This window comes from Pseudomonas sp. 21, assembly GCF_000955805.1.
Lineage (GTDB): Bacteria > Pseudomonadota > Gammaproteobacteria > Pseudomonadales > Pseudomonadaceae > Pseudomonas.
On record NZ_JYOA01000002.1, the window covers coordinates 1 to 19,550 of the forward strand.

At 66.2% G+C, this 19,550-nt stretch carries 19 protein-coding genes; 10 read left to right on the top strand and 9 right to left on the bottom strand.

What is annotated here, in order from left to right:
* The 4 genes from UB43_RS04420 to UB43_RS04435 all read right to left on the bottom strand — a co-directional run.
* Nucleotides 1-2,423: DUF5801 repeats-in-toxin domain-containing protein (locus UB43_RS04420; RefSeq protein WP_256204892.1), on the bottom strand; the 2,423-nt coding region annotated here is incomplete at its 3' end.
* 296 nt (nt 2,424-2,719) lie between these two features.
* Nucleotides 2,720-3,130 carry a PA2817 family protein gene (locus UB43_RS04425; RefSeq protein ID WP_045208986.1) on the bottom strand — a complete coding sequence of 137 codons (411 nt, stop codon included), beginning with the start codon at nt 3,128-3,130 and terminating at the stop codon, nt 2,720-2,722.
* 70 nt (nt 3,131-3,200) lie between these two features.
* The gene (locus UB43_RS04430) at nt 3,201-3,614 is read right to left on the bottom strand and encodes a PA2816 family glutamine-rich protein (RefSeq protein WP_045208988.1); all 414 of its coding nucleotides are present in this window, start codon (nt 3,612-3,614) and stop codon (nt 3,201-3,203) included.
* Between the two features lie 116 nt (nt 3,615-3,730).
* Nucleotides 3,731-6,166 (bottom strand): acyl-CoA dehydrogenase, encoded by a 2,436-nt coding sequence (locus tag UB43_RS04435; RefSeq protein WP_045208991.1) that lies wholly within the window; start codon nt 6,164-6,166, stop codon nt 3,731-3,733.
* 249 nt (nt 6,167-6,415) lie between these two features.
* Between UB43_RS04435 and UB43_RS04440 the strand changes: the two genes are divergently transcribed.
* The 4 genes from UB43_RS04440 to UB43_RS04455 all read left to right on the top strand — a co-directional run bounded on the left by UB43_RS04440 (nt 6,416) and on the right by UB43_RS04455 (nt 9,663).
* Complete coding sequence (locus tag UB43_RS04440) at nt 6,416-7,084, top strand: transglutaminase family protein (RefSeq protein WP_045208992.1); 669 nt, start codon at nt 6,416-6,418, stop codon at nt 7,082-7,084.
* Between the two features lie 146 nt (nt 7,085-7,230).
* Nucleotides 7,231-7,848 (top strand): glutathione S-transferase family protein, encoded by a 618-nt coding sequence (locus tag UB43_RS04445; RefSeq protein ID WP_045208994.1) that lies wholly within the window; start codon nt 7,231-7,233, stop codon nt 7,846-7,848.
* A gap of 106 nt (nt 7,849-7,954) precedes the next feature.
* Nucleotides 7,955-8,887: an ABC transporter ATP-binding protein gene (locus UB43_RS04450; protein ID WP_045208997.1), complete on the top strand. Its 933-nt coding sequence runs from the start codon at nt 7,955-7,957 to the stop codon at nt 8,885-8,887.
* Nucleotides 8,884-9,663, top strand: coding sequence for an ABC transporter permease (locus UB43_RS04455; protein ID WP_045208999.1), 780 nt, complete (start codon nt 8,884-8,886; stop codon nt 9,661-9,663). The genes UB43_RS04450 and UB43_RS04455 overlap by 4 nt, the downstream gene beginning before the upstream one ends.
* A gap of 165 nt (nt 9,664-9,828) precedes the next feature.
* Here the strand turns inward: UB43_RS04455 and UB43_RS04460 are convergent, their stop codons facing one another.
* On the bottom strand, nt 9,829-11,157 hold the full coding sequence (locus tag UB43_RS04460) for a heavy metal sensor histidine kinase (protein WP_045209001.1): 1,329 nt from the start codon (nt 11,155-11,157) through the stop codon (nt 9,829-9,831).
* Nucleotides 11,154-11,834 carry a heavy metal response regulator transcription factor gene (locus UB43_RS04465; protein WP_024763880.1) on the bottom strand — a complete coding sequence of 227 codons (681 nt, stop codon included), beginning with the start codon at nt 11,832-11,834 and terminating at the stop codon, nt 11,154-11,156. Before UB43_RS04465 ends, UB43_RS04460 begins: the two co-directional genes overlap by 4 nt.
* Before the next feature lie 179 nt (nt 11,835-12,013).
* On the opposite strand from UB43_RS04465, the gene UB43_RS04470 reads away from it, so the two are divergent.
* The 4 genes from UB43_RS04470 (at nt 12,014) to queF (ending at nt 16,021) form a co-directional block, all read left to right on the top strand.
* Entirely contained in the window at nt 12,014-12,550 is a 537-nt protein-coding gene (locus UB43_RS04470) for a plastocyanin/azurin family copper-binding protein (protein ID WP_045209003.1), read from the top strand.
* Between the two features lie 10 nt (nt 12,551-12,560).
* Nucleotides 12,561-14,216, top strand: coding sequence for a copper resistance system multicopper oxidase (locus UB43_RS04475; protein ID WP_045209005.1), 1,656 nt, complete (start codon nt 12,561-12,563; stop codon nt 14,214-14,216).
* A gap of 9 nt (nt 14,217-14,225) precedes the next feature.
* Nucleotides 14,226-14,933: a copper resistance protein B gene (locus tag UB43_RS04480; protein WP_045209007.1), complete on the top strand. Its 708-nt coding sequence runs from the start codon at nt 14,226-14,228 to the stop codon at nt 14,931-14,933.
* A gap of 257 nt (nt 14,934-15,190) precedes the next feature.
* Nucleotides 15,191-16,021, top strand: a complete 831-nt coding sequence (gene queF, locus UB43_RS04485; RefSeq protein ID WP_045209009.1) for an NADPH-dependent 7-cyano-7-deazaguanine reductase QueF — start codon at nt 15,191-15,193, stop codon at nt 16,019-16,021.
* 83 nt (nt 16,022-16,104) lie between these two features.
* On the opposite strand, the gene UB43_RS04490 is transcribed toward queF, so the two are convergent.
* The 3 genes from UB43_RS04490 to UB43_RS04500 all read right to left on the bottom strand — a co-directional run bounded on the left by UB43_RS04490 (nt 16,105) and on the right by UB43_RS04500 (nt 17,768).
* Complete coding sequence (locus UB43_RS04490; protein WP_024763885.1) at nt 16,105-16,368, bottom strand: DUF4404 family protein; 264 nt, start codon at nt 16,366-16,368, stop codon at nt 16,105-16,107.
* A gap of 78 nt (nt 16,369-16,446) precedes the next feature.
* Nucleotides 16,447-17,028, bottom strand: a complete 582-nt coding sequence (locus UB43_RS04495; RefSeq protein ID WP_045209011.1) for a phosphonate degradation HD-domain oxygenase — start codon at nt 17,026-17,028, stop codon at nt 16,447-16,449.
* Entirely contained in the window at nt 17,025-17,768 is a 744-nt protein-coding gene (locus UB43_RS04500) for a phosphatase (protein WP_045209013.1), read from the bottom strand. Before UB43_RS04500 ends, UB43_RS04495 begins: the two co-directional genes overlap by 4 nt.
* A 112-nt stretch (nt 17,769-17,880) precedes the next feature.
* On the opposite strand from UB43_RS04500, the gene UB43_RS04505 reads away from it, so the two are divergent.
* Together UB43_RS04505 and UB43_RS04510 are read left to right on the top strand one after the other, a co-directional pair.
* Nucleotides 17,881-18,597: a UTRA domain-containing protein gene (locus UB43_RS04505; RefSeq protein WP_045209015.1), complete on the top strand. Its 717-nt coding sequence runs from the start codon at nt 17,881-17,883 to the stop codon at nt 18,595-18,597.
* A gap of 169 nt (nt 18,598-18,766) precedes the next feature.
* Nucleotides 18,767-19,471, top strand: a complete 705-nt coding sequence (locus UB43_RS04510; protein ID WP_045209017.1) for a VacJ family lipoprotein — start codon at nt 18,767-18,769, stop codon at nt 19,469-19,471.
* Nucleotides 19,472-19,550: the final 79 nt, after the last annotated feature.

Here is a 19,550-nt window from a genome sequence, read left to right on the forward strand (position 1 = left end):
GTGGCCGTGTCGGTCAGCCCCGACGCACCGGCGATCACGCTCAGCGCATAGGTGAGGGTGCCGGCGCCGTCGGCACCGAAGGCCGAGGTGAAGTTGGCGGCGAAGTTCTGCGTGGAGTCGGTCGTCAGGACCGATTCGTCCACGGTCATGACCGGCTCGACGCCGGTGGTGCTGATGCTCGGGCCGTCGTCCTTGAAGACGAGGTTCTGGCCGATATTCAGCGTGGCCTGGGCGCTGTCGCCGTCGGCGTCGGTCTTGGTCGCGGTCAGTTTCACCAGGTCGTCGGAGGTCAGGGTCCTGGAGTCATCCGCATCACTGGTGTTGGCGTGCACGATGGCGCGCTGCTGGTCCAGCGTCACGGTGCCGTTGGCGGCCACGCTGACGGTGAACACCAGGTCGTTGCTGGTGGCCGTGCGGCCTTCCACCACGGCGCCGTTCATGGACAGGTTGACGGCTTGTCCGGTGGCCGTGTCGACCAGCCCGGAGGCGCCGGCGATCACGCTCAGCGCGTAGGTCAGGGTGCCCGCGCCGTCGGCGCCGAAGGCCGAGGTGAAGTTCGCGGCAAAGTTCTGCGAGGCATCGGTGGTGAGGACGGATTCGTCCACCGTCAGCGTGGGTTCGGTGCCGGTGGTGCTGATGCTCGGTCCGTCGTCCTCGAAGATCATCTTCGAGCCGATTTCCGCGGTGGCATTGGACACCTGCAGCAGCTTGAAGCCGCCGATGTCGAAGTCGGCGTGGTCATTGCCCTTGGCATCCAGGGCGCCGCCGTTCTCGACGAGCACGCGGTTGTGATCGGCCGTGGTGGTGTATTCGATCTTGTAGCCGGCCAGCACGCCGGTGATGGTCGCTACGCCGCCAGTGAAGGTGATGGCGATGGTCGGGTCGTTCACCGAGCCGTTGGAGTTCTCGACCACCGCTCCGGTGGCGATGTTGATGACCCGGACATTGGTGATGGCGACCGCACTGTCGCCGGCGTAGCCGTCGATGAACTGCGTGCCGGGTTCCGCTGCCGTGGTGAAGGCGCTGACCTTGACGATGGCGCTCTTGCCGCTCTGCAGTTGGACGACATCGAAGCTGGCGGTCTTGGCGTTGAACATCTGGGTGAAGTCGATGTTGGCTTCGATGTCCGCTTCGTTCTGGTCCAGGTTGGGAATGGTCACGTTCTGCCGGGCGCCGGTGACGAAGGTGAAGCGGATGCCTTCCTGCTCGACGATCATCTGGTTGTTGGTGCCGAAGGTGGTCGGGCCGCCAGCCTGGCTGGTGTTGATGGTGTCACCCGTGTTGATGCTAGCGCCGGTGGACTGGTTGGCCGGGTCCTTGCCGGTGGCGATGATGGTCGGGTCGGTGATGCGGATCACCCCGTTGTCATTCACCGTCGTGGGCGTCGCCGTGGTGAACATCAGGAAGAGGTTCTGCCCGGACGGCGCGTCGGCCAGGCTGAAGGTCAGGTCCTGGCTGGTGCCGATGAAGACCTTGTTGGTGAGGTCGAGGGCGTCGTCGGGATTGCTGGTGACCGGGTGCTTGAGCGGCTGGTATTCCACGGTCCAGATCTTGCCGCCGCTCACCGGCGAGCCGGTTTCCTCGATGTAGGCGGCGAACACGATGGCACCCGCGGGGCCGCCGGCCCGTCCGACGAGCACGTTGTTGTTGGTGGTGTCGGTGTAGAGAAGGATGTCCTGCCCGGCGAGGGTATCCAGGCCACTGTCCAGGCCGTTGAGCGGTGCGCCGCCGCTGCCGGTGAAGAGGATGTCGGTGATCGCGCCGCCGGGTGCGGCGCTGATGGTGAAGGCATTGCTGCCGGTATTCCCGGCCGCGCCGGTATAGCCGCTCAGGGCGGCGCTCGAGGCCGTACCGGCACCCAGGGCGGTCAGGCGGGCGGTGAACGCGGCAGGCAGGGAGGCGAGGAGGATGTCGTTGTCATTGGCGTCGCCCGCCGGGCTCGGGGTGGCCGTGGCGTTCTGCAGGCCGGCGGTTTCGTCTACCGAGACGGTCACGCCGGTCGCCGATACGATGGGGCCGGCGTCGGTAAAGGTGGCGGTCGCCGTGGCGCCGTCACTGGAAGCGGAGAGCAGGAAGCGTGCCCCGGCCGAGTCGTCCGGGTCGACGTACCAGGACGTGGTGACGCTGCCGTTGGCCAGGCCGTCCAGGTCACCGGCGCCGCCGTCGGTCACGTACCAGGGATCGTGGCCGGCACCGGCGCTGGTATTGAGCACGTCATCCGCGGTGCCCCACGTGCCGTCGGCGCCGGGGCTGGTGGCGTGGTCCACCTCGATTTTCACGGTGCTGCCGGCGGTGAAGCCGCTGGCGGTGATGATGGCGGTGCTGCCGGGGGCGTAGTCATTCTGGTCGGTGGTGACGGAAGGAGCGTTGGTGTCATCTGCGGTGGGGCGCGTTGGCGACGCAATCTTCTTATGGATGGTCATGATGTTCTCCCGAGCATTTCCATGCGTGGCGGCCAGACCTCGACTGCTGGCCTTTTACTGCTACATGCCACGACTATGGGGACGCCCCGGGGAATGCGCATCGGCCGATACTCCCAGGCGGGTTGGGAGTTTCGGACTACGGGGGCAGGGGAGCGCAGGCGCTGCGCCGCTTTCAGCGAAGCGCTTGCCGACGAGAGGTAGAGACGTTGGTTTAGCGAGGGGGATGGTGGCGAACAGCTGGCGATCGCTCATGAAAAAGCCCGCATCATGCGGGCTTCTTTCATTCTGCGCGGCGCTCAGTGCTTGGGTGTGTCTTCCGGAAGGGCGAGCAGCTGCTTCTCGCGGTTCCAATCGAAGGGCTCGCCGTTTTCTTCGGCCTCGAAGCGGCGCTCGTCGAGTTGCTGGTACATCTGCAGCTCTTCGTCGGGCATGTAGTGCAGGCAGTCGCCGCCGAAGAACCACAAGAGGTCGCGCGGGATCAGGTGGGCGATCTGCGGGTAGCGGTGGAATATCTGGCTGATCAGGTCCTGGCCCAGGTACTGGGCGCCTTCCGGGTCGCGCGGCAGTTCTACCAGCAGTTCGTCGAAGCGCTCGAGGAACAGGCCGTGGTTGTCCTCGGGAACCTGCTCGGCTTCGCCCAGGGCGCCCAGGATCATGCGCAGGTGGTTGAGCAGGGCGATGTGGTGATCGAGATAGGCGCTGGCCATGGAATTCCTCTGGAGCTGTGTGCAAACGGCCGGGGAGTATATCGGGTTGCCGGCCCTGCCGCCGCTGCGATCAGCGGATCGGTTGCGACAGGGTCTGCCGGCGCTGGTTATTGATCTGCTGGCGTTGCTGGTCGAGCAGGCGCTGCTGCTGTTGCAACTGCTGTTGCTGCAGGTCGTTCTTCTGCCGCTGGATCAACTGGTCGCTCTGCCGCCGCTGCTCGTCCCAGCGGCGCTGGTTGTCCTGCTCGCGCTGCAGGTTCTGCTGCTTCAATTGCAGGCGCTGGTCCTCGTAGTCCAGGCGCTGGCGGTCCAGCTCGTTCTGCCGCAGCTGCTGCTGGCGGCGCAGGCTGTCCTGCTGTTGCTGGATCGGGTCGATGACCGGGCTGGGTGCTGGCGCCGGACGCGGGCGGCCGGGGTAGAGCCAGGGATCGGCCTGGACGCTGCCGGCCAGCAGCGCGAGCAGCAGGAGGATGGATCGACGCATGTGCGGTTCTCCATGGGATGATGTTCTCAGTGTGCACCCGATAGCCCGTATCGCCACTGCTGTGCGTCGGAGAAAAAAGAGGCGCCCGAAGGCGCCCCCTGCGTGAAAGGCGCAGCTCAGTCGGCCTTGCCGGCCAGTTCTTCCTTGGAGAAGTCATCCACGTCGATCACCGCGCGGCGGGCACGTTCGGCGGCATGCAGGGTTTCGGCCTCCGCGGCTTCCAGCACGCCCGCCTCGGCGGCGGCGTCGATGGGCGACTGTCCCGGCTTGGGATTGACGCCATGCTCCTTGAGCGCCTTGTGCAGCTTCTTCTGCAAGGGCGCCGCGGCAGCGAGCTGGTCGTAGGCGAAGGTGAGCTTGGCCACCGGATCATCCGGGTCGGTTGGCAGGTGCGCGCCGGCAAGGATCGCCTGCAGCGCCGGGTCGCTCAGCGGGCGGCCGAGGATCTCGGCGATCTCGGCGTCCAGCGCATCGCCAGGGCCACGGTGGCGGCGGCCCAGCGGCAGCACGAGCACGCGCAGCAGGCAGCCGAAGGCCCGGTTGGGGAAGTTGTCGATCAGGTCGGCCAGCGCCGCTTCGGCCTTCTCCAGGTTTTCCTCCATGGCCCAGCGCAGCAGCGGGTGGAGGTAATCCGGGTTGTCCAGGTCGTGGTAGCGCTTGAGCGCGGCGGAGCCCAGGTACAGGTGGCTCAGCGCATCGCCCAGGCGCGCCGACAGGCGCTCGCGGCGCTTCAGCTCACCGCCGAGCATCATCATGCTGAAGTCGGCAAGCAGGGCGAAGGAGGCGGCGAGGCGGTTCAGCGCGCGGTAGTACGGGCGGCTGACGCGGTCGCCCGGCACCTGGTCGAAGCCGCCGAAGCCCAGGCCCAGCAGCAGGCTGCTGGCGGCGTTGCTGACGGCGAAACCGATGTGGTCGAGCAGCAGTTCGTCGAACTCGCGCTCGGCCTGGTCCTGGTCCTCGCGGCGGGCCAGTTCCATTTCCTTGAGTACGTACGGATGGCAGCGGATGGCGCCCTGGCCGAAGATCATCAGGTTGCGCGAGAGGATGTTGGCGCCCTCGACGGTGATGAAGATCGGCGCGGCCTGCCAGGAGCGGCCCAGGTAGTTGTTCGGGCCGAGGATGATGCCCTTGCCGCCATGGATATCCATGGCGTGGGCGATGCACTCGCGGCCGCGTTCGGTGAGGTGGTACTTGAGGATGGCCGAGAGCACCGAGGGCTTCTCGCCCAGGTCCACGGCGTTGGCGGTGAGGATGCGCGCGCTGTCCATCAGCCAGGCGTTGCCGCCGATGCGGGCGAGCGCTTCCTGAATGCCTTCGAAGGCCGACAGCGGCACGTTGAACTGCTCGCGCACCTGGGCGTAGCGGCCGCTGACGTAGCTGCCGGCCTTGGCGGCGCTGGTGCCCACCGCCGGCAGGGAAATCGAGCGGCCCACGGACAGGCAGTTCATCAGCATCATCCAGCCTTTGCCGATCATTTCCTGGCCGCCGATGATGTAGTCCAGCGGCACGAACACATCCTTGCCGGAGTTGGGGCCGTTCATGAAGGCGGCGCCCAGCGGCACGTGGCGACGGCCGATCTGTACGCCGTCGGTGTCGGTGGGAATCAGCGCCAGGGTGATGCCGAGGTCTTCTTCCTCGCCCAGCAGGTGGTCCGGGTCATGGCACTTGAAGGCCAGGCCGAGGAGGGTGGCGACGGGGCCGAGGGTGATGTAGCGCTTCTCCCAGGTCAGGCGCAGGCCGAGGACTTCCTGGCCTTCCCACTGGCCCTTGCAGACCACGCCGACATCGGTCATGCCGCCGGCATCGGAGCCGGCCTGCGGGCTGGTGAGGGCGAAGCAGGGAATCTCGTCGCCGGTGGCCAGGCGCGGCAGGTAGCGCTGGCGCTGGGCGTCAGTGCCGTAGTGCAGCAGCAGTTCGGCCGGGCCGAGGGAGTTGGGCACCATCACGGTGGAGGCGAGGTCGCCGCTGCGGGTGGCGAGCTTCATCACCACCTGGGAGTGGGCGAAGGCGGAGAAGCCCTTGCCGCCGTATTCCCTGGGAATGATCAGGCCGAAGAAGCCCTGGCTCTTGATGTACGCCCAGGCTTCGGGCGGCAGGTCCATGTCCTTGCCGACCTGGTAATCGTTGATCATCGCGCAGAGCTGCTCGGTGGGGCCGTCGACGAAGGCCTGTTCCTCCTCGGTCAGCTGTGCGCGGGGGTAGGCCAGTAGCGTGTGCCAGTCCGGGCGGCCGCTGAACAGCTGGCCGTCCCACCAGACGGTGCCGGCCTCGATGGCCTCGCGCTCGGTTTCGGACATCGGCGGCAGGGTCTTCTTGAACCAGGCGAACAGCCGCGAGGTGAACAGGCTGCGGCGCAGGTCGGTGGCGAGAATGGTCACCGCGACCACGGCCCAGAGCAGCCACAACAGCACCATCCAGCCGTGGGCGTGGCTGAACAGGCTCATCAGTGCGAGGTACACGGCGACTATGCCGAGTGCCTTCAGGGGCGCGGCGCGGCGGTGCGCGAGCCAGGCGACGCCGAGGATCAGGACGAGTAACCAGACGAGCAGCATGCGGATTCCTCCATGACAGCCCAACCCGGCGACAGCAGGCCGTAGCGGGCTTGGTGACGAGAGTGCACGAACACTTTGACGGGCGTTTCCCTGCAAGGGATGCCGCCACAATGCCCCGGAAGCTTAGCTGGCCGAATCGGACCAATGGCCGCATGGCCGGATAGCTTGGCCGGATCGCCTTGTCGGGCAGGCGCCGGCGCTGGTTAGACTGGGGGCGCCATCAAGGATGACCAGCCCGGAGACCACGCCATGCAGCCCTACCTCAAGCCCAGCCGCTTCGTTGATAGTGACCACCCCGGGGTAATCGAGTTCGCTCTAAATCACCGGGGCGACGGCGGTACGCCGCTGGAGCAGGCGGTGGCGCTGTATTACGCGGTGCGCGACCAGATTCGCTACAACCCCTACGTGTTCAGCCTCGACCCGCAGACGCTCAAGGCCAGTCATGCGCTGGAGGCCGGTCAGTCCTACTGCGTGCCCAAGGCCACGTTGCTGGCGGCCTGCGCCCGGTATTGCGGCATCCCCGCGCGCATTGGCCTGGCCGACGTGAAGAACCACCTGGCCACGCCGCGCCTGCTGGAACTGCTGCGCAGCGAGGTATTCGCCATGCACGGCTATACCGAGCTGTTCCTCGAAGGCCGCTGGGTCAAGGCCACGCCGGCCTTCGACATCGGCCTGTGCGAGGCCTTTGGCGTGCTGCCGCTGGAGTTCGACGGGCGTACCGACAGCGTCTTCCACCCGTTCAACCGCGAGGGTGAGCGGCACATGGAGTACCTGCGCGACCACGGCCAGTTCCCCGATGTGCCCGAGGCGTTTTTCTTCGGCTACCTCAAGCAGTGCTACCCGCACCTGTTCATGGGAGAAGACGCGCCACTGGATGGCGACATGCGCAGCGAAGCGTCAACCCAATTGCCCACATAAGAAAATCGCCCACATAAACACAATCGATAGTCACCATCAGTGCTTGCGACTTTTTTCCTGGCGCCGTTGCCGGTAGGGTGCCGTCATCCGAAATCGCGTCCGTTGGGCGCATGACCATCGAATGACGACAACAAGAGAGGCGCAGCATGCTCAAGATCTGGGGCCGGAAGAACTCCTCCAACGTGCGCAAGGCGCTCTGGTGCGCGGAAGAGGCCGGCCTGGCTTATGAACGGATCGATGCCGGCGGCGCTTTCGGCCTGGTCAACGACGAGCCCTACCGCTCGCTGAACCCCAACGGCGTAGTGCCGACCCTGGACGACGACGGCTTCGTGCTCTGGGAGTCCAACACCATCGTCCGCTACCTTGCCGCGCGCTACGCCCCGGACCTGTACCCGCAGGACCTGCAGCAACGCGCCAGCGCCGAGAAGTGGATGGACTGGACCACCTCATCCTTCGCTACGCCGTTCCGCACCGTGTTCTGGGGCACCCTGCGCACCCCGCCGGAGCAGCGCGATGCCGCCGCCATCCAGGCCGCCATCGCTACCTGCGTGGCCCTGCTGGCAGTCCCCGAGGCCGCGCTGGCGAAGCAGCCGTACCTCACCGGCGAACAATTCGGCATAGGCGACATTCCGCTGGGCAGCTTCATCTATGCTTGGTTCGAAATGCCCATCGAGCGCCCGCCACAGCCGCATCTGGAAGCCTGGTACGCCCGCCTGAAGGCGCGCCCGGCCTACCGTGCGGCGGTGATGACAGACCTGACCTGAATGCCTGCGCGTGCCGCGGAGGTTGCAATCCTCGCGGCGTACCCTTATCAAGCAGGCCTTTTTCCAAAGACATGCGTCTTTCCACCGACTTGCAACGGGAAAACCCATGAGTTCCGCGCTGTCCATCCGTCAACTGACGAAGACCTACGGCAACGGTTTCCAGGCCCTCAAGGGCATCGATCTGGACGTCGCCGAGGGCGATTTCTTTGCCTTGCTGGGCCCCAACGGCGCCGGCAAATCCACCACCATCGGCATCCTCTCCACCCTGGTGAACAAGACCAGCGGCACGGTCAACGTGTTCGGCCATGACCTGGACAAGGACCCGTATGGCTTGAAGCGCTGCCTGGGCGTGGTGCCCCAGGAGTTCAACTTCAACCAGTTCGAGAAGGTGTTCGACATCGTCGTCACCCAGGCCGGCTACTACGGCATCCCGATGAGCGTGGCCAAGGGCCGCGCCGAGAAGTACCTGACCCAGCTGGGCCTGTGGGACAAGCGCAATTCTGCCTCCCGCGAACTCTCCGGCGGCATGAAGCGCCGCCTGATGATCGCCCGTGCGCTGGTGCACGAGCCGCGCCTGCTGATCCTCGACGAACCCACCGCCGGCGTGGACATCGAACTGCGCCGCTCGATGTGGAACTTCCTCACCGAGCTCAACCAGGAAGGCATCAGCATCATCCTCACCACGCACTACCTGGAGGAGGCCGAGCAGCTGTGCCGCAACATCGCGATCATCGACCACGGCACCATCGTGGAGAACACCAGCATGCGCAAGCTGCTGAACAAGCTGCACGTGGAGACCTTCTACCTCGACCTGCAAGGCACCCTGAGCGAGGCGCCGAAGCTGGACGGCTACCCGGTGCGCCTGGTGGATGACCACACCCTGGAAGTGCAGGTGGACAAGTCGCTGGGCATCAATGGTCTGTTCGTCCAGCTCAACGCCCAGGGCCTGCAGGTGCTGAGCCTGCGCAACAAGAGCAACCGCCTGGAGGAACTGTTCGTGTCGCTGGTGGAGAAGAATCTGTCGAAGGTGGCGGTATGAGCCACGAACTGCGCGCCAACTGGGTCGCCCTCAACACCATCGTCTACCGCGAAGTCCGCCGCTTCCTGCGCATCTGGCCGCAGACCCTGCTGCCGCCGGCGATCACCATGGTTCTGTACTTCGTCATCTTCGGCAACCTGATCGGCCGGCAGATCGGCGACATGGGCGGCTTCACCTACATGCAGTACATCGTGCCGGGGCTGATCATGATGTCGGTGATCACCAACTCCTATGGCAACGTGGTGTCGAGCTTCTTCGGCAGCAAGTTCCAGCGCAACATCGAGGAGCTGCTGGTCTCGCCGGTATCGCCGCACACCATCCTCCTCGGCTTCGTCTGCGGTGGCGTGCTGCGCGGGCTGGCGGTGGGCGTGATCGTCACCCTCCTGTCGCTGTTCTTCACCGACCTGCAGATCCATCACCTGGGCATCACCGTGCTGGTGGTGGTGCTGACCGCCGGGATCTTCTCCATGGGCGGTTTCGTCAACGCGGTGTTCGCGCGCAACTTCGATGACATCTCCATTGTCCCGACCTTCGTGCTGACGCCGCTGACCTACCTGGGCGGGGTGTTCTACTCGATCACGCTGCTGCCGCCGTTCTGGCAGACGGTGTCGCTGGCCAACCCGATCCTGCACATGGTCAACGCCTTCCGCTACGGCATCCTCGGCGTGTCCGACATCCGCATCGGCACCGCGGTGATCTTCATGCTGGTGGCAACTGTGCTGCTGTATATCTTCTGCGTGCGCCTGCTGGTGAGCGGGCGCGGGATGCGCCAGTAAGCGGCTCGTTGCGATGATTGAGAAAAGGCCCCGGTTGGGGCCTTTTTCTTTTTCGGGGTATTGGGTGCATGGCCGCTGGAGCATTTGATCTTGTAGGAGCGAGCTTGCTCGCGAACCGCCCAACGCGAGCGCTGCCGGTGAACCTGTTCGCGAGCAAGCTCGCTCCTACAGGGAAAGGTGCTTCGGAAACTCGATGATGAATCGCGTCCAGCCCTGTGCCGATTCGCAGCGAATCTCCCCGCCATGGGCGCGGACGATGGAGCGGCAGATCGCCAACCCCAACCCGGCATGCTCGCCCTGGCCTTCGCGGCGGGCCGGGTCGGCTCGGTAGAAACGGTCGAACAGGCGCGGCAGGCGCTCGGGTGGAATCTCCCTGCCCGGGTTTTCCACGCTCAGGCGGCCCGGCTCCAGGCGTACGCGAATCTGCCCGCCGTCCGGGGTGAAGCGCAGGGCGTTGTCCAGCAGGTTGGCCAGTACCCGGCGCAGCAGGGCGCGGTCGCCCTGTGCCGACAGCTCGCCCTCGCGTTCCAGGCGGATGGACTTCTCTTCGGCCAGCGGCCCGTAGAACTCCAGCAACTCGTCCACCTCGCTGGCCAGCGCCAGTGGCTGGCTGCTAGGGGCGAGCAACCCGTGGTCGGCCTTGGCCAGGAACAGCATGTCATTGACCATCGCGGTGAGCCGCTCCAGCTCCTCCAGGTTGCCGTGCAGCGCCTCGCGATAGTCCTCCAGGCCGCGCGAGCGCGACAGCACCACCTGGGTCTGGGTCAGTAGCCCGGTCAACGGTGTGCGCAACTCATGGGCGATGTCGGCGGAGAACGCCGACAGGCGCTGGAAGGCCTCTTCCAGGCGCGCCAGCATGGCGTTCAGTTCGCCGGCCAGACCGCGCAGTTCCTGCGGCATCTGCCCGGCGTCCAGGCGGGTGGTCAGCGAGTGCGCGCTGACCTGCGCCGCCACCTCGCTCATGCGTCGCAACGGGCGCAGGCTGGCGCGGGCGGCCCAGGCGCCGAGCAGGGCGGTGGCCAGGGCGGAGAAGCCCATGGTCATCCAGATCAAGCGCTGCATGCGTTGCAGGAAATGCTGGTGGTGGGTGATGTCGAGGATCAGGGTGAGCTGCGGTCCTTTGGTCTGGCTGGCATCCAGCGGCGCCTGCAGTTCGCGATAGGCAGGGGCTTCGTCGCTGGCCATGTTCATCGCCGGCAGTTGCCAGAACCAGCGTTGGCCGTCAGGGCCTTGCAGGCGCAGGCCGAGGTCGGGGTGGCGCTCCAGCTCGCGGCGCAGCTCGGCGGAGTGTGGCGCCAGTTCGTCGGCGTTGCCGACGCCCTTCAATACATCGCGGAAGATCGCCAGCTTTCCGCTCAGCAACTGCTGGTCCAGCTCGATGAAGTGCGCCTCGCTGGCACGGCTGAAAATGAGGCCGGCCAGCAACGACACGGCGGCAGTGCAGGCGGCGAACAGCAGGCTCAGGCGCAGGCCGAGGGACAGGCGCGCGCTCATGCTTCGCGCTCTTCCAGTACGTAACCCATGCCACGCACGGTGTGGATCAGGCGTTGCGGGAAGTCGTCGTCGACCTTGGCGCGCAGGCGGCGGATGGCGACCTCGATGACGTTGGTGTCGCTGTCGAAATTCATGTCCCACACCTGGGAGGCGATCAGCGACTTGGGCAGCACCTCGCCGCTGCGGCGCAGCAGCAACTCCAGCAGGGCGAACTCCTTGGCGGTCAGGTCGATGCGCTTGCCGGCGCGCTGCACGCGGCGGCGCAGCAGGTCCAGCTCGAGGTCGGCCAGTTGCAGGGTGGTTTCCTGGATCTGCTGGCCGCCGCGGCGCAGCAGGGTGCGGACGCGGGCGAGCAGTTCGACGAAGGCAAAGGGTTTCACCAGATAGTCGTCGGCACCCAGTTCCAGGCCGCGCACGCGGTCTTCCACGGCGTCGCGGGCGGTGAGGAACAGCACCGGCACTGCGCTGCCGGCCTGGCGCACCGCCTGGAGGATCTGCCAGCCATCGCGGCCGGGGAGCATCACGTCGAGGATCAGCAGGTCGTGCTCGGCGGCCAGGGCCAGTTGCAGGCCTTCGTCGCCGTCGGCGGTCAGGTCGACGGCGAAGCCGGCCTCACTCAGGCCCTGCTGCAGGTATTGGCCGATGCGGGGTTCATCTTCGACGATGAGGAGTTTCATGGTCCGGGCTTCCGTCCTGGCGCGTGCGCCGAATTCTGTCAGTGTGGCTGGCCGCTTTATACCGCGACAGCCGCCGATCAGCGCCAAGCTGACACATTTGTAATCTTCCCGACAGGCAAGCCTCAGGCGCGGATGGCGACCATGGCCGCAAGCAATCGAATCCATCAAGGAAAGTCGCCATGTCCCCGCTCAACCTGTTCCGTGCCTCCGTCCTCGGCCTCGCCGCCGTCATCAGCCTGCCGGCCCTGGCCGACGCCGGGCACGCCTACGACTTCGGCAAGCCGGCCAAGGCCGCCCAGGCTACTCGCACCGTGGAGATCAAGCTGGGCGAGATGTTCTTCGAGCCGGAGAACATCGACGTGAAGCCGGGCGAGACCGTGCGCTTCGTCATCCACAACACGGGCAGCCTGCTGCACGAATTCAACCTGGGCAGCGCCGCCATGCACGCCGGCCACCAGAAGGAAATGCAGCAGATGATGGATGCCGGGATGCTCACGCCGACCGGCATGCAGCACGACATGAGCCAGATGGACCATTCGAAGATGGGCCACGGGCAGATGATGAAGCACGACGATCCCAACAGCGTGCTGGTGGAGCCGGGCAAGAGCGCCGAGCTGACCTGGACCTTCAGCAAGGCCACCAGCCTGGAGTTCGCCTGCAACATTCCGGGGCACTACCAGGCCGGCATGGTCGGCAAACTGACCGTCAAGCCTTGAGCGCGCCGAGATGATTCGCGCAAGGGATTGGGCCCTGGGGGCGCTGCTGCTGGCACCATTGGCGGTGCAGGCCGGCGTGTATGACCTGACGATTGGCGAGGGCGAGTTGAAGCTGTCCGATGGCGCGCGCAAGGCGCTCACGGTGAACGGCCAGACACCCGCGCCGGAGTTGCGTTTCAAGGAGGGCGAGGATGTCGAATTGCGCGTCACCAACACCCTCGAGCGCGACACCTCGCTGCACTGGCACGGGCTGATCCTGCCCTATACCCAGGATGGCGTGCCGGGCATCAGCTTCCCGGGTATCAAGCCGGGCGAGACCTTCACCTACCGCTTCACCGTCAAGCAGTCCGGCACCTACTGGTACCACGCCCACAGCGACTTCCAGGAGATCGAGGGCCTCTACGGCCCGCTGGTGATCGAGCCGAAGGCGCGCGAGCCGTACCGCTACGACCGCGAGTACACCCTGCTGCTGGCCGACTGGCACGACACGAAGCCGGAAACCGTGTTCGCCAACCTGAAGAAGCAGAGCGACTACTACAACCACAACCAGCGCACCCTCGGCGACTTCATCGCCGACTCCAGCGCCAATGGTTTCATGGCGACCCTGCGCGACCGCCTGGACTGGGGCGGCATGCGCATGACGCCGACGGACATCGCCGACATTGCCGGCTTCCGCTTCCTGGTCAACGGCCAGGACGCCACGCAGAACTGGACCGGCCTGTTCAAGCCCGGTGAGCGCGTGCGCCTGCGCATCATCAACGGCTCGGGCATGAGCTACTTCGACCTGCGCATCCCCGGCCTGAAGATGACGGTGGTGCAGGCCGACGGCAACGACGTGCAGCCGGTGACGGTGGACGAGCTGCGCATCGCCGTGGCCGAGACCTACGACGTGATAGTCCAGCCGCAGGAGGACCGCGCCTACACCTTCTTCGCCGAAGCCATGGACCGCAGCGGATACGCCCGTGCGACGCTGACGCCGCGCCCGGGCTTGGTGGCCGAGGTACCGGCATTGCGCGAGCGGCCGCTGCTGACCATGGCCGACATGGGCATGAGCCACGGGGGCATGGACCACGGCGGCATGGCGATGGCTCAGCCGGAAGGTTCGGACATGGCCGGCATGGATCACTCGCAGATGGCCGGGATGGATCATTCGGCCATGGGCGCCGCCGCGCCGAAGTCCGACTACGCCCCCGGCAGCGGCCTGACGCCGCAACCGGCCGAACCGGGCAACCGCCTGCTGGTCTACGCGGACCTGAAAGCCATGCGCCCCTATGCCGACTACCGCGCGCCGGACCGCACCATCGAGTTTCGCCTGACCGGCAACATGGAGCGCTACTTCTGGTCCATCGACGGCAAGAAGTACTCCGAGGCCGAGCCGATCCGCCTGACCTACGGCGAGCGCGTGCGCATCCGCTTCGTCAACGACACCATGATGACTCACCCCATGCACCTGCACGGCATGTGGATGCAGCTGGACAAGGGCAACGGCCGTTTCAACCCGCTCAAGCACGTGGTCAGCGTGGCGCCGGGCAGCACCCTGGACGTCGACGTGCCCGCCGACGCCCTGGGCGAATGGGCCTTCCACTGCCACCTGATCTACCACATGGCTGCCGGCATGATGCGCAAGGTCATCGTCGAGCCGGCCCCCGCCAGCGCCAGCCTCTGAGGAACCGCCATGAAACGCATTGCAACGGTGGCCTGCGCGGCGACCCTGGGCCTGGCCTTGCCCGCCGAAAGCGCCGAGATGGACGACATGCCCCAGGGCTCGCTGCTGATCCAGCGCCTGGAAAGCCGCTTCCATGGCAACGACCAGGCGCTGGGCTGGGAAGCCCAGGGCTGGTACGGCACCGACTACCAGAAGCTGCGCCTGAAACTGGAAGGCGAACGCGACGCCGGCGGCCCGACCACCGACAACGAAGTGCAACTGCTCTACCAGCGCCTGGTCGCCGACTTCTGGGACTGGCAGGTGGGCGTGCGCCATGACGACCAGCCGGGTCCGTCGCGCACCTATGCCGTTCTCGGTCTCCAGGGGCTGGCGCCGCAGTGGTTCGAGGTGGACGCCAACCTGTTCCTCAGCGAGCGCGGCGACCCGTCGTTGCGCCTGGAAACCGAGTACGAGCTGCTGCTGACCCAGCGGCTGATCCTCGAACCCTCGCTGGAATACAACCTGGCGCTGGCCGATGACCGGGATATCGGCGTGGGTGCGGGCGGCAGCGAGCTGGAGGTGGGCTTGCGCCTGCGCTACGAGCTGCGCCGGGAGTTCGCACCGTACTTCGGCTACGTCTGGAACAAGACCTACGGCCGCAGCGGCGATATCGCCCGCGCCGAGGGTGAGGACGACGAAGAGGGCTACTGGGTGGCGGGCGTGCGGATGTGGTTCTGACCTGTCCGCCGGCTTTCATTGCGCGCGAAATCCGGACCCCGCCGCTCCTCTGTAGGAGCGGGCCATGCCCGCGATCGCGCGCGTGGCGCGCTCCTGCAATTTGGCGCCGGAGCTGCTGGGGAATCTGTGCGCGAGCAAGCCAGTTCCAACAGGTCCGGCCTCCGGCTCGTCCGCCGGAGGCTGAAAGGGGCGGCGGATTTGTATACACTCGCCGCCTCGCGTCACCACCCGCATCGCCGATCCAGCAGGACCTCCCCATGCAGCATCCCGCCGAACACTCGCCCCTGGGCAAATCCAGCGAATACGTCTCCACCTACGCGCCGGAGCTGCTCTTCCCGATTTCCCGCACCACCAAGTGGGCGGAACTGGGCCTGACCGCGGCTACCCTGCCGTACCAGGGCGTGGACCTGTGGAACTGCTACGAGCTGTCCTGGCTGACCGCGTCGGGCAAGCCGGTGGTGGCCATCGGCGAGTTCTCGATCCCGGCGCAGTCGCCGAGCATCATCGAATCCAAGTCCTTCAAGCTCTACCTCAACTCGCTGAACCAGACCGCCTTCGACAGCACAGAAGCCGTGCGCGCGATCATGGAACGCGATCTGTCCGCCGCCGCCGGGGCGCCGGTGGGCGTGCGTGTGCGGGGTCTGGACGAAGTGGCAGGCGAGGGTGTGGCCGTCATCGAAGGCACCTGCGTCGATGATCTGGATGTCGCGGTGGAGAGCTATGACCACCCGCGTCCCGAGCTGCTGCGCTGCGACGACACCCGCCGTGTCGACGAAGTGCTCTACAGCCACCTGCTCAAATCCAATTGCCCGGTCACCGGCCAGCCGGACTGGGGCACCCTGGTGATCGAGTACGCCGGCCCGGCGCTGGATCCCGCCAGCCTGCTGGCCTACGTGGTTTCTTTCCGCCAGCACCAGGATTTCCACGAGCAGTGCGTCGAACGCATCTACCTCGACCTGCAACGCCTGCTGCAACCGACCCGCCTGACTGTCTACGCGCGCTACGTGCGCCGTGGTGGGCTGGACATCAACCCCTACCGCAGCAGCGAAGCCGTGCAGCCGGACAATCGCCGGCTGGTGCGTCAGTAACTCCCGGCGCGCCTGTAAAACGCGGATACGAAAAACCCGGCCTTGGCCGGGTTTTTCTTGCCTGGGGGAAAGCCAGTCAGGGATCAGATCCCCATGTTCGCCAGGCTCTGCACGATGGAGCGCAGCGTGCCGGCCAGCGTCGGATGGCTTGCCTCGAAGCGCTCGACGGCCAGGTTGACGTTATCCATCAGAGTCTCGTCGGCCAGCGCCTCTTCGTTGGCCAGCTGCAATTCGATGTCCTTGATCAGGGCTTGCAGTGATTCGCGCTCTTCCGCGTTCAGCGGCGGCTGACGTTCCAGCTGGTCGCGCAGGGCCTGGAGTTCTTCCTGGAGGCGTTGTGTCGGCATGGTGGTGTCCTTCTGCGGTACGTACCCAAAGATGGACCTCGCCCGACGGGGAAAAGGTCCATCGCCATGCCTTTGAGCTTAACTCGCCGCGCGCACCCTTGCCTGATGCCGATCAATTCGCAGGAGACGTTCGAGTAGCGGGAAGAAGTGCTCCAGCTCCGGCGTGCGCATGGCCGGGTCCTTGCCCAGGTCGTCCAGGCGGCGCAGCGTCAGTGCGTCCTGGGAGAAGGGCGCGTTGAGGAAGGCGCTGGAGCCGCGTTCATCGAACGGCCCGCCCTGCAGCGCCAGGCTCTGCCGCGAGGCCCAGGACAGGCCGGCGTGGTACGCCGGATCGACCGCGCAGAGGTAGCGCTTGGCGGCCACATGCAGGCGGATCGGCTGCCAGACGGATTCGGGCAACAGCTCGCGCAACAGAGTGGCGCCGAACTCCTCGTGGCGCTGGTCCTGTTCGTCGATCAGTTGCGGGTCTTCATAAAGATGGCCGATGTCGTGGAGCAGGGCGGCGATCACCAGGCTGTCGGAACAACCGGCGCGCTCGGCCAGGGTGGCGCACTGCAGCGCGTGTTCGGCCTGGCTGACGGCCTCGCCGTAGGGCTCGGCGCCATGGCTGGCAAAACGCTCGGCCAGCTCGTCGAGGAAGCGGTGGCGCTCGTGCTTCATGGTTTTTCTCCTTTCAGACGGCGGCTGGCGATGTCCTGCAGGCAGGAATCCAGCTCGCCCAGATGATCGATGACCGAGTGCACGCCAAGGCGGTACAGGCCGAGTGTGGCCTGGGCGCGCAGGCGGTCGCGGTCGAGATTGCCCAGGGCATTCCAGTCGCCGGGCGCTTGGCCGCACAGGGGGCCGCTGGCGGCCAGGCCGATGGTCCACAGGCCGGCGTTCAGGCCGGCCTGGAGCAGGCGCGGCTGGCCGCTGACCAGGACGCAGCCGTCCAGGTGCGGGCTGTCCAGCTGTATCAGCGCCTGCCAGCAGGAATCCGGCGCGGGCCACTGGCGGCCGGCGATGCCCAGGCCGGTGGCAAGCTGGTCGTCCAGCGCGGCAGCAAGATGCAGCGTGGTGGCATTGGGTAGCTCATCCAGCCAGGCACAGGGAACGCCGCGCTGGTGCAGCGACTGCAGGGCATCCAGTGCGCCAGGGGTGGCCTCGGCGTGGGCCTGGGCGGCTTCGTCCAGGGCGGACTGGAAGCGGTTGCGCTCCTGGGGAGCGGCACAGCGGCCCAGGGCAAGGTCCAGCGCGTCCTGCGGGGGCAGGGCGATGGCGCTTGTCAGGCGGTCCGGCGGACAATCGGGGCAAATACGTTGCAGGGCAACCGGCAGCGTCCTTGCGCCGAAGTCCACCAGGTCGCCCGACAGTCCGAACAGCAGGGAAGTGAAGCGCGGAAGGTCGGCAGTCGCAGGCATGGCGGGCTTTTCTGATAATTGGTCTAGGCCAGACTAGCGGGCCATTGTGACGGTCCGATGAAGTCCCCCTGCGTGCCGTTATAATCGCCGCGCCTTTTTGCGGAAGACACTCATGCCGGTCGAACCCATGCCCCATTACCTGCGCATTCGCGAGCAGTTGGCGCAGGACATCGCCAACGCCACCCTGACCGAGCGCCTGCCCGCCGAGCGCGAGCTGGCCGAACGCTTCGGCTGCACCCGCGTAACCCTGCGCGAGGCGCTGCAACAGCTGGAAACAGAAGGCTTGCTCTACCGCGAGAATCGCCGCGGCTGGTTCGTCTCGCCGCCGCGCATCCGCTACAACCCGACCCGCACCACGGGCTTCATGGATTACGTCCAGGCCCAGGGCCGCGTACCGCGTACCGAAGTGCTCGCCGCTGAACGCCGTACCGCCGGGCCGGCTATCGCTCGACGCATGGGGCTGGATGAAGAGGCGGAGGTATTCCACATCCTGCGCCGCCGCTGGGTCGACGAGCGGCCGGTGATGCTCGAGGAAATCACCCTGGACGCCAGTTGGTGCCCAGGCCTGCTCGACCACGGGCTGGATACCTCACTCACCCGTGTGCTGCGCGAGGCGCTGGGGCTGAGCCTGGCTCGCTCCGAGCTGGCCATGCACTCCACGGCGCTGGTGGAGGCGCGGGCGACGCCGCTGCAACTGACGCCGGGCTCGCCGGGGCTGTACGTGGAGCGCGCCAGCTATGTCGGGGGCGGTCGGCTGGTGGAATGGGACCAGGAGTTCTGGCGCTCCGATGCGCTGGAAATTGTCATCGACGCACGGTATCCCGACTGAAGTGGCACTATGCTCTCAACTGGAAGCAAGCGAAACGGCATCCTGCACCCCTGAATCGAAATCCTGCGAGAGCGGTCCGGGTCTGCAAAACCGTTGCGCCTCTATATAATCTGCCCGCATAGCGGGGCCGCCATGGCTGGCCCGATTCACATTCACTGGAGAATTCCCGATGCGCCCACTAGGCGTCCAATGGACGAAACGCTGCTGCAGCCTGCTCGCCGCCGCTGGCCTTGCCACCCTCCCTTTCCTGGCCCAGGCCGCCAGCGAAGACGACCCGTGGGAAAGCGTCAACCGTCCGATCTTCACCTTCAACGACACCCTGGACACCTACGCACTCAAGCCGCTGGCCCAGGGCTACCAGTACGTCACCCCGAACGTCGTGCAGGATGGCGTGCACAACTTCTTCGGCAACATCGGTGACGTGCGCAACCTGGTCAACGACCTGCTGCAGCTGAAGTTCCGCGATGCCGGCGTCGACACCAGCCGCCTGCTGTTCAACACCACCTTCGGCCTGGCCGGTGTCTTCGACGTGGCCACCCACATGGGCCTGCGCCGCAACGACGAAGACTTTGGCCAGACCCTCGGCCATTACGGCGTGGGCAGCGGCCCCTACGTGATGCTGCCGCTGCTGGGCCCGAGCACCCTGCGCGATGCACCTTCGCTGATCCCGGACGCCTACACCGGCCCGTATCCGTACATCGACAATGTGCCGGTTCGTAACAGCATGCGTGCCGTGGACGTGGTCGACACCCGCGCCGACCTGCTCAAGTCCGAGAAGCTGATCAGCGGCGACAAGTACACCTTCATCCGCAACGCCTACCTGCAGAACCGCGAGTTCAAGGTCAAGGACGGCGAGGTCGAAGACGACTTCTGATCCTCCTTTCCGGCAGGCCTCTCCTGTCCTCCAGCCCGCGCCGTTCGTGGCGCGGGCTGCGCCTGCTTGAACCCTTGAG

Bases quoted from the DNA above. Each gene is read 5' to 3' on its own strand.
- UB43_RS04450 (WP_045208997.1), top strand. From the start codon at position 7,955: ATGAGTTCCGCGCTGTCCATCCGTCAACTGACGAAGACCTACGGCAAC.
- queF (WP_045209009.1), top strand. From the start codon at position 15,191: ATGCAGCATCCCGCCGAACACTCGCCCCTGGGCAAATCCAGCGAATAC.
- UB43_RS04505 (WP_045209015.1), top strand. From the start codon at position 17,881: ATGCCGGTCGAACCCATGCCCCATTACCTGCGCATTCGCGAGCAGTTG.
- UB43_RS04495 (WP_045209011.1), bottom strand. From the start codon at position 17,028: ATGAAGCACGAGCGCCACCGCTTCCTCGACGAGCTGGCCGAGCGTTTT.
- UB43_RS04460 (WP_045209001.1), bottom strand. From the start codon at position 11,157: ATGAGCGCGCGCCTGTCCCTCGGCCTGCGCCTGAGCCTGCTGTTCGCC.
- UB43_RS04480 (WP_045209007.1), top strand. From the start codon at position 14,226: ATGAAACGCATTGCAACGGTGGCCTGCGCGGCGACCCTGGGCCTGGCC.
- UB43_RS04510 (WP_045209017.1), top strand. From the start codon at position 18,767: ATGCGCCCACTAGGCGTCCAATGGACGAAACGCTGCTGCAGCCTGCTC.
- UB43_RS04435 (WP_045208991.1), bottom strand. From the start codon at position 6,166: ATGCTGCTCGTCTGGTTACTCGTCCTGATCCTCGGCGTCGCCTGGCTC.
- UB43_RS04490 (WP_024763885.1), bottom strand. From the start codon at position 16,368: ATGCCGACACAACGCCTCCAGGAAGAACTCCAGGCCCTGCGCGACCAG.
- UB43_RS04475 (WP_045209005.1), top strand. From the start codon at position 12,561: ATGATTCGCGCAAGGGATTGGGCCCTGGGGGCGCTGCTGCTGGCACCA.
- UB43_RS04500 (WP_045209013.1), bottom strand. From the start codon at position 17,768: ATGCCTGCGACTGCCGACCTTCCGCGCTTCACTTCCCTGCTGTTCGGA.
- UB43_RS04470 (WP_045209003.1), top strand. From the start codon at position 12,014: ATGTCCCCGCTCAACCTGTTCCGTGCCTCCGTCCTCGGCCTCGCCGCC.
- UB43_RS04455 (WP_045208999.1), top strand. From the start codon at position 8,884: ATGAGCCACGAACTGCGCGCCAACTGGGTCGCCCTCAACACCATCGTC.
- UB43_RS04425 (WP_045208986.1), bottom strand. From the start codon at position 3,130: ATGGCCAGCGCCTATCTCGATCACCACATCGCCCTGCTCAACCACCTG.
- UB43_RS04465 (WP_024763880.1), bottom strand. From the start codon at position 11,834: ATGAAACTCCTCATCGTCGAAGATGAACCCCGCATCGGCCAATACCTG.
- UB43_RS04430 (WP_045208988.1), bottom strand. From the start codon at position 3,614: ATGCGTCGATCCATCCTCCTGCTGCTCGCGCTGCTGGCCGGCAGCGTC.
- UB43_RS04445 (WP_045208994.1), top strand. From the start codon at position 7,231: ATGCTCAAGATCTGGGGCCGGAAGAACTCCTCCAACGTGCGCAAGGCG.
- UB43_RS04440 (WP_045208992.1), top strand. From the start codon at position 6,416: ATGCAGCCCTACCTCAAGCCCAGCCGCTTCGTTGATAGTGACCACCCC.